The organism is Gemmatimonadaceae bacterium (assembly GCA_035533015.1).
Lineage (GTDB): Bacteria > Gemmatimonadota > Gemmatimonadetes > Gemmatimonadales > Gemmatimonadaceae > JAGWRI01.
The window spans coordinates 1-8,137 of the sequence record DATLUQ010000016.1 but is presented as its reverse complement, the minus strand read 5'-3'; the positions used below and the strand labels follow the sequence as shown (position 1 = coordinate 8,137).

General features: G+C 65.9%; 8 protein-coding genes. All 8 read left to right on the top strand.

Annotation, left to right across the window (positions count from 1 at the left end):
- Nucleotides 1-1,373, top strand: a 1,373-nt coding sequence (locus VNF92_03835) for a hypothetical protein (protein HVA56995.1), incomplete at its 5' end; no start/stop codon positions are given.
- A 316-nt stretch (nucleotides 1,374-1,689) separates the two neighbouring features.
- Nucleotides 1,690-1,812 (top strand): hypothetical protein, encoded by a 123-nt coding sequence (locus VNF92_03830; protein ID HVA56994.1) that lies wholly within the window; start codon nucleotides 1,690-1,692, stop codon nucleotides 1,810-1,812.
- Nucleotides 1,813-2,626: 814 nt separating this feature from the next.
- Nucleotides 2,627-3,112, top strand: a complete 486-nt coding sequence (locus VNF92_03825) for a superinfection immunity protein (protein ID HVA56993.1) — start codon at nucleotides 2,627-2,629, stop codon at nucleotides 3,110-3,112.
- Between the two features lie 161 nt (nucleotides 3,113-3,273).
- Entirely contained in the window at nucleotides 3,274-3,474 is a 201-nt protein-coding gene (locus tag VNF92_03820; GenBank protein ID HVA56992.1) for a hypothetical protein, read from the top strand.
- Between the two features lie 43 nt (nucleotides 3,475-3,517).
- The gene (locus tag VNF92_03815; GenBank protein ID HVA56991.1) at nucleotides 3,518-4,201 is read left to right on the top strand and encodes a hypothetical protein; all 684 of its coding nucleotides are present in this window, start codon (nucleotides 3,518-3,520) and stop codon (nucleotides 4,199-4,201) included.
- A 358-nt stretch (nucleotides 4,202-4,559) separates the two neighbouring features.
- Entirely contained in the window at nucleotides 4,560-4,928 is a 369-nt protein-coding gene (locus VNF92_03810) for a type II toxin-antitoxin system death-on-curing family toxin (GenBank protein ID HVA56990.1), read from the top strand.
- 669 nt (nucleotides 4,929-5,597) lie between these two features.
- Complete coding sequence (locus VNF92_03805) at nucleotides 5,598-6,647, top strand: DJ-1/PfpI family protein (protein ID HVA56989.1); 1,050 nt, start codon at nucleotides 5,598-5,600, stop codon at nucleotides 6,645-6,647.
- 110 nt (nucleotides 6,648-6,757) lie between these two features.
- Entirely contained in the window at nucleotides 6,758-7,936 is a 1,179-nt protein-coding gene (locus tag VNF92_03800; protein ID HVA56988.1) for an alpha/beta fold hydrolase, read from the top strand.
- Nucleotides 7,937-8,137 lie beyond the last annotated feature (201 nt).

Sequence of the window (8,137 nt, the reverse complement as noted above, 5' to 3'; positions counted from 1 at the left end):
ACGTGACCACCAATGGAGGCGGGCACTGGACTCAGGTGCGCCCGCCGACGCTGCCGGAGTGGTCCACGATCACCTGCATCGAGCCGTCGCACATCGACGCGGGCACGGCATACCTGTCAGCGAGTCGATATGACTGGGACGACTTCCACCCGTACGTGTACAAGACCACCGACTACGGCAAGCACTGGACGGAGATCACCACCGGGCTGTCGCAGGGCGAGTACGTCGAGAGCGTGCGGCAGGACCCGAACCAGCCCAATCTGCTGTTCGCCGGGACGAGCGCGACGGCGTATTTCAGTCTCGATGGCGGCAAGCTGTGGCAGCCGCTGAGTCTCAACCTGCCGGCGGTGCGCGTGAACGACATCGAGGTCCAACCCGAGCAGCACGCGGTCGTGCTCGCTACGTTCGGCCGCGGGTTCTACGTGATGGACGACCTGCAGTTCCTCGAACAGCTGGGAGTTGCCCGGGTGACGAGCCAGTCCCCGTACCTGTTCAAGCCGCAGCAGGCCTGGCTGGTGACGCGCCGTGGGGGCGGGTTCGGGGGAGGCGGCGCGGGCGGCGCGAACCTGGCGCCCGGCGTTACGGTGTTCTTCCACCTGCCGGCGGACTACGACGGCAGCACGCCGGTGACGCTCGACTTCTCCACCGAGAGTGGCAAGCTGATCCGGCGCTTGACGCTGCACTGGAAGACGAACGCCAGCGCGGGCCCACCGGCCCGCAACCAATCGGTCGCGCGCGAGCAGCAGGAAGAGCGGCTGACCTCCGTCGGGCCCGGCATGAACCGCTTCCAGTGGGATCTCAGATACCCGAGCGCGGTGGACGTGAAGGGCATCTTCAATTCCGGCTTCTCGGCGAGCCCGCCCATCGGTCCGGAAGTCGTACCGGGTGCGTACCACGTGACCCTGACCTATGGCGACGACAAGCAGACGCAGCCATTCGTGATCAAACTGGATCCGCGACTCCAGACCACGGAGGCGCAATTGCAGCAGCGATTCGCGTTGCTGATGCGGATCCACGGCGCCGTCGCCCGGCTCGATACCACGCTGAACCTGGCCATTAACACCCGCGACTCACTCCAGAAGACAGCCGCCAATGGGAGCGCGTTGGACGATCATGCCCAAACGCCGCTGGGCAAGCTGAATCGTGACATCAACGATCTGGTGGATCTCAAGATCCAGTCGGGCGAGGGCGCACTGGTGTATCCCCCCCGGCTGCGGTCGTGGCTGAGTGCCATCACGAACCAGGTGGAGCAGGCGTACGTGGCGCCGACGCCGGCGATGGTGCAGGTGGCCAACGGCTACATCAAGGATGCCGGCGAGGGGGTCGCGCGTCTGCAGGCCGACGTCGCCGCCACGCGCAGCATCGTGCCCTGATTCGGCGGAGTCCTTGCCGGTCGACCGGACGCGGCTGTCATCTCATGGCAGCCGCGTCCGGCATCTGGCCCCCGCGCGGACGCCGACCAGCGGCTCAGCTTGCGAGAAGCGGCTACCCCCTCACCAACTTCCGATACGTCACCCGGTGCGGCCGATCGGCATCCGGTCCTTTCCGATTCTTCAAATCGTCTATAGACGAACCGAAATTCCCCTCGAACCACGCACGGCACAGAGTGGTGATGACGTGATCGGCGTGATCTTCATAGGGGAAATGGCAGCAGGTCGTGTAGTTCGCCTTCATCACGAGTATACGTCCGTGACCATGCCCCTTGTCACGGATCTGGCTACACGACGGGCGGTCACGATCTCGGCGTCGGTGAATCGGATCTTCCGCATCGATCGGCTTCCTCCAGAGCTCGGCTCCGACCCGGTGAATTAGCCCAATTTCGCCGTCATTCCGTCAGTCGCCCTGGTCCAACTTTCAGGGAGGGGGGCCGTGGAGTCGACATCCCCCGGTCTGACCCCGGCGTCCGTCACGATCGTGTGCGCCGCCGTCCCGCCCCGCCCCTCGCTCTGACCGCGAGGGGCTGGGATTCGGGGCGCGGCCAGGACGAGGGAATCGCCTGCGCCATGGTCTTTACGAATTCTTAATTTTATTTTTGCGGGGCGATCGCCTAGCATCGCGTTTTCCGGGAGGCGCCCGTGTATCTCTTCACGTTCTGGCTGCCGTACCTCATCCCGTTCTGGATCGCCCTGTACCGGAAGCGGACCGGAAAGCCGGTGATTGGATCGCTCCCGCTGATCTTCTCCCTGAATCTGTTCATGGGATGGACCGTGGTTGCGTGGATCCTGGCGGTGACCATGGTCTTCGGCCTGAACCCGATCGGGTGGCTCATCCTGAAGTTCGTGAAGGTTCCTCCCGGAGGAGCGCCGGGCTATGCGCCGCAGGGCGCAGGGCCGATGCCCGGGCCGGGAGGGTACGGGCCAGCCGCCGCCGCGCCGCCGTGCGGGTCATGCGGTGGCTCCGGACGGACCATGTGCGCGAGCTGCGGCGGGCGCGGGAGTTGGTACGACCCGCCGACGACGGCAAACGGAGTCGTGCAGCTGAGGACCTGCCCGGCCCGCCTGAGCAGCGGAACGATTCCGCGCTTTTCATGCGGCGGAAGCGGCCGCGGTCAGGCACTCATCTATCAGCGTTGGGCGGGACGTACGGAGGTTCCCACATTCAACAACGTGCCGACGCGGAGGCGCAGATGCCGGCGTTCAAGGTGGTGCTGTACCTCATCCCGTTCTGGATCGCCTGGTACCGGAAGCGGGCCGGAAAGCTGGTGATTGGATCGCTCCCGCTGATCTTCTCCCTGGACTTCTTCCTGGGATGGACCGTGGTCGGATGGTTCCTTGCCCTGGGCAATGCCTGCGGGATGAATCCGGTCGCGTGGTTCGTTCTCAAGTTCTTCAAGGTCGCGCCCGGGGGCGCTGCCGGTTACGCGCCGCAGGGCGGGGGCCGGATGCCGGCTTCGGGCGGGTACAATCCGGCCGCTGCTCCACAGACGTGCATGGCCTGCGGCGGTTCGGGACGCGTGCGCTGCTCCACCTGCAACGGGCGCGGGAGCTGGTACGACCAGCCGACCACGGCCAACGGCGTCGCGCAGCTCAGGACCTGCTCGGCGTGCATGAGCAGTGGTCTCATCACGTGCTTCTCGTGCGGTGGCTCCGGCCGCGCGGCGGCGCTCATCTAGCAGGATCAGGCTGGACGCATGGCCGGGTCCACCGCTCTTCTACATCCTCGTGCGGCATGATGCTGTGTACCCTGATTCGCGAAACAGTCTATTGAGGGCTCTATTGCCACCGGCGGATATAACGCCTTACGCTCGGACGAGCTTGAGATACGTCACCCGGTGTGCAGGCAACCCTCGAGGCGGCCCTCGCCGTCTTCGATGTCTCGACGCTCACTCAGCCGGGAACCATCGACGTCTTGAACGCGGCCAGCGCCTCCGCTGCCGGCGCCGCGTACCACACGGCGTGGCTCACAACCGTCAGTACGGCCGTTGATCAGCAGTATCCGGTCGAGACGTCCGACTGCATACCGCGACTGCCATGACGATGCATTCCGCAACGCCCTGTTGCCGCGCGCAGGAGATCGCATGAGCGCGCCCCGTTTCCGGCTTCTGCTCGCCGCCGCCGCGGCGCCGCTGTTCGCGTTCGCACCCGGTGCGCACGCCCAAGACACGGCGCGGGCGGATTCCATCGCCTGCCGTCAGGCTGCCAATCTCGTGCGCGCGTACGATCAGGCCATTGTCCAGAGCGGCGGCCACGCCTCAGAGGGCAGCGGCAAGGCGGAGCAGCGCCAGATCGCAGCGGCGCGACTGCTGAGCTGTGGGGGCGAGGGCGGAGCGACCGCCGCCGCGACCATTCGCTCGACACGCTTCCTCACCGATTCCACCGTGTTGAACGCGCTCGTCGGACCATTTGGCGATTTCCGCGACTCGACGGTCGTGGACGCGTCGATGAGCGTCGCGGCCGACCCGTCGGCGAGCGTCGAGGCGCGTGTGTTCGCGCTTCGCGCCCTGTGGGTGCTCCGCTCCGGCAAGTTCTGGATCGGCTATGACCGTATGCTACCCACCGACGCATCCACGTCCACGAACCCGGTGGCCGCGTGCGACGACGGGCTCGAGGTGACGGACGCGAAGCCGACCTGGAGTCACGGCGTCGAGCCCCCGGCCGGATTCGAGTCGGCCATTGTCGCCCTCGCGCAGCAGCTGGCGGCGGACACAGCGCAGCCGATGGCGGTGCGCGCCGCGGCCACCTGCGCGGCGCGGCCGTCGTAACTTCGGCGAGCCCTCGCGGGAGCGAAGTTGCGCTCGGCGGGCGTCATGTCCTTCACCACCTTGCTGAACTCCGGCGTTGAAGGCACGTGCGGATGGTGCCCCTCCGTGATCTTGAAGTAGATCTTCGGCGGCAGAATGAGCGCGAGCGGACCGATCGCGACCCTGTAATGGGATGGTGCCATGGTCTGACGCATGAACCCTCCAATTCCCTGGTCCGCCGAACGCGGACCGTGTGATGCGTGAGCCTACCATTGGAGTGTACGCGCGCGGAGCGAAGCGGTATCGCAATGCGCTCCGCAAGTTGGCGCAATAGGCGGTGGCGGCCAACCGGCGAGCCCCTCGGTGGGTGACGCGGACCATGCACGATGCGATTCACCAGGCGCAGTTGGCCGAGTACGGCGGCTTGGCCGGCGTGCGCGACGATGGATTGCTGGCGTCGGCGCTCGCCCGTTCACGGCACAAGTTCGCCCATGCGGCCAAGCCCGACCTCGGCGCGCTTGCGGCCGCCTATGCCGTTGGGCTGGCCAAGAACCACGGGTTGATTGACGGCAACAAGCGCGTGGCCTTCATGGCCGCCCATGTCTTTCTTGGCCTGAACGGCCACGAGATCGAGGCGACGGAGCCGGTGCTGGTGACGGAAGGCGTAGCGGCGGGTCGGATCTCCGAGGCTTCGCTGGCGGCGTGGGTTCGGAAACGGCTGCGGCCGATTAGCGGCAACGGAGAATAGGGGCGGCCCGCCCTACCCCCTCACCAACTTCCGACACGTCACGCGGTGCGGCTGATCCGCGTTCGGGCCCTTTCGCTTCTTCAGATCTTCGATATACGCTTGAAAATTCCCCTCGAACTGCGCACGCGAAAGCGTGCTTACGACGGGATCGGCCTGGTCTTCATAGGGGAAATGGCGGCACGTCGTGTAGTTCACCTTTGTCACGAGCACCAGTTCGTGACAACGTCGCTTGCCACGGATCCGGCCACCTAGACGGGCGGCCACGGTCTGGGCTTCGGCGAATCGACTTATCCGTATCCCTCGCCTCCTCTCTCCCGAGCGTCTGGCCTCGCCTCAGTTCCCTGTCAAAGCGTGACCCCGGCTGGACCACTCTTTCAGGGGCCCAGGCCTCCTGGCGGTGCACAGCATCAGCCTCCGCGCGCCGCGGCATTTGCCAACGGATCCGCAACTTTCGTGAAATCGACACGGGTCCGCGGATAGGAACCCGGGTCGACCTCTCGTTTCCGACGGCGCCTCTCGCCAAAGCCGAGCCACGAGCAGGTGCCGTGTTGACGTTACAGCCGGGTGGCAGAATACGTCGGAAAATGGTCATTGCAGTCACCCTGGCCGCTGCGTAGCCTTCGCTGTACGGACGTCTCCACTTCGACGCACTCAGCAACGGAAGGGCACATGCAGCGCAGGCGGGTCGGGGTTCTCATATTTGACGGCATCCAGGCGCTGGACGTGTTCGGGCCCGCCGACGCGTTTGCCTCGGACGCGTTCAGGCGCGAGGACGGCGAGTTCGGGCCGGCAGGGCCGTACGAGATCGTTCTCATTGCGCTCGGCGGTCGGACGGTACGGTCCAGCTCGGGCGCGATGCTCCGAGCTGACGTCCAAGCGGGCGCGAAGCGACCGGCACAACTCAAACTCGATACGCTCATGATCCCCGGCGGGGCCGGACTGCGTCGGGCCGGCGCTGCGGAGCGCGCTGCGGCGTGGATTCTCGACGTGGCGCCACACGTCCGCCGCGTCGCCAGCGTGTGCACTGGGATTTATGGCCTGGCGCCAACCGGTTTGCTCGATGGCCGCCGCGTCACCACACACTGGAGCGCGGTCACGGAGATCGGCCGTCGATTCCCCAAACTCGTCCTCGACGGCGATGCGATCTATGTCAAAGATGGCCCCTTCTATACGTCCGCCGGCGTGACCGCGGGGATCGATCTCGCGCTCGCGCTGATCGAAGAAGACCTCGGCGGTGCGTGGGCGCTCGCCGTGGCTCGGGAGCTGGTGGTCTACCTGAAGCGGCCGGGCGGCCAGCAGCAGTTCTCCGAACCATTACGGTTTCAAATCGAGACCAGCGATCGCTTCCGCGACCTCGCCTCGTGGATCGGCCGGCATCTGGACAGTGACCTCTCGGTCCGGAAGCTCGCCGCTCGCTGTCATCTCAGTCCGCGACAGTTCGCTCGCGTGTTCAAACAGGAGTTCGGCGTAACGCCGAGAATGTTTGTCGAGGAGACCAGGTTGAGCGAAGCCAGCCGTCGGCTTCCCGCCCGGCGCGTCGCCGTGGAGCGAATTGCCCGATCCGTTGGCTACGCCGGCGACGACGTGTTCCGGCGCGCCTTTGAGCGCCGCTTCGGCATGTCACCCACCGCGTATCGGCGCGCCTTCGATGCAACTGGGTCGTACCGCAAACTGAAGTTGGCGAGCGGGAGCCATCCATCGGTCGTGGGCTGCTTGTAGGGAGGTCACTCAACCATCGAGGCATTGTGCGCAACCTGATCGCCCTATTGATGTGCATCGCGGCAAGCAACGCCGCGGCGCAGGCGGTTGCCGGACGATGGGAAGGTGTCATGCATCGCGGCGTGTCGAGCCTTCCGTTCATCATCGGTGTGGCGGATTCGACCCGGGGAACATTCACCGCCGGGGACATCGGCGCGATGGACGTGCCGCTGACGAATCTGCGCCTGTCGCCGGGCATCCATTGGGAGTTGGTCGGCGACCAGTCGACGACGACGTTCGACGGAACACTCCTCGGCGATTCCATCAGCGGATCGTTCTCGGAACCAGGCCATCCTGGGACCTTCTGGCTCCACCGCACATCGAGCTCAGTTGAGCCGTCGTACACTACCACCGAGGTGCGATTCGGTGACGGCGACGCCCTGCTTGGCGGCTCCGTGCTCAGCCCAAAGTCGCCGGGCCGTCATGCCGCCGTCGTGTTCTTGCAGGGCTCGGGCGCTGAGGGGCGTTGGGCCAACGCCTTTACGGCGGACTACCTCGCAAGGAATGAGATCGTAGTCCTCATCTACGACAAACGTGGCGTCGGCGTGTCGACGGGAGACTGGAAGACGAGCACGATGGAAGACCTGGCCGCCGACGGCCGGGCAGGCGTCGAGTTGCTGGCTCGCCGCAGCGACGTGGATCCGCGCCGCATCGGGATCTTCGGGCACAGTCAGGGCGGTTTCATCGCGCCGATGGTCGCCTCGAACCGCAACGTCGCGTGGATAATCGACGCCGATGGCAACGTCGGTCCGTTATACGAACAGGACTTGTTTCGCGTGAACACAATGCTCGCCAAGATGTTTCGCGGCGATACGCTGCGCCGCGCCAAGACGCTCTACCACGAATTCGTGGACGTCGCGCGGAATCACCTGGCGCACGCGCAGTTGCGTGCGGACCTGGCGGGATACAACAATCCAGACGTCACAGACGCCCTTGGCATCCCCGACGACTCGAGCTGGGTGTGGTCATGGTATGGCAAGGTGGGCAACGACGACAACCGGGCGGCGTGGGCCTCTGTCCGCGTGCCCGTCCTGTTGCTCTACGGCGGCCGCGACGAAGTGGTGCCGCAGCAAACGAGCATCGACACGATTCGCAGGATTCTCGTCGAGCACGGCAATCGCGCCGTCACGGTCCGAGTGTTGGCGGGAGCGGATCACACGCTTCGCCTTCCGCCGGCCGACGCTGACGGCTGGCCTCGGTACGCGCCGGGCTACCCGGATCTCGTGAGAGCGTGGATCGAGCGGCGATGAGCTACGCGCCGCCAGCGGAGAATACCGCCCAGGCCTCCTCGACGGTGGTGGTCAAGCCCGGCGTCGAGAGGAGCCCCCCTCAGCGGTGCGACCAAGCGCGCCCAGAGAGCCGCCTCACCCCCTCACCAACTTCCGATAGGTCACCCGGTGCGGCTGATCCGCATCCGGTCCCTTCCGCTTGTTCGGATCTTCTATATACGC

Coding starts and splice junctions, on each gene's coding strand:
- VNF92_03825 (HVA56993.1), top strand. CDS start 2,627: ATGCCGGCGTTCAAGGTGGTGCTGTACCTCATCCCGTTCTGGATCGCC.
- VNF92_03800 (HVA56988.1), top strand. CDS start 6,758: ATGCATCGCGGCGTGTCGAGCCTTCCGTTCATCATCGGTGTGGCGGAT.
- VNF92_03815 (HVA56991.1), top strand. CDS start 3,518: ATGAGCGCGCCCCGTTTCCGGCTTCTGCTCGCCGCCGCCGCGGCGCCG.
- VNF92_03805 (HVA56989.1), top strand. CDS start 5,598: ATGCAGCGCAGGCGGGTCGGGGTTCTCATATTTGACGGCATCCAGGCG.
- VNF92_03810 (HVA56990.1), top strand. CDS start 4,560: ATGCACGATGCGATTCACCAGGCGCAGTTGGCCGAGTACGGCGGCTTG.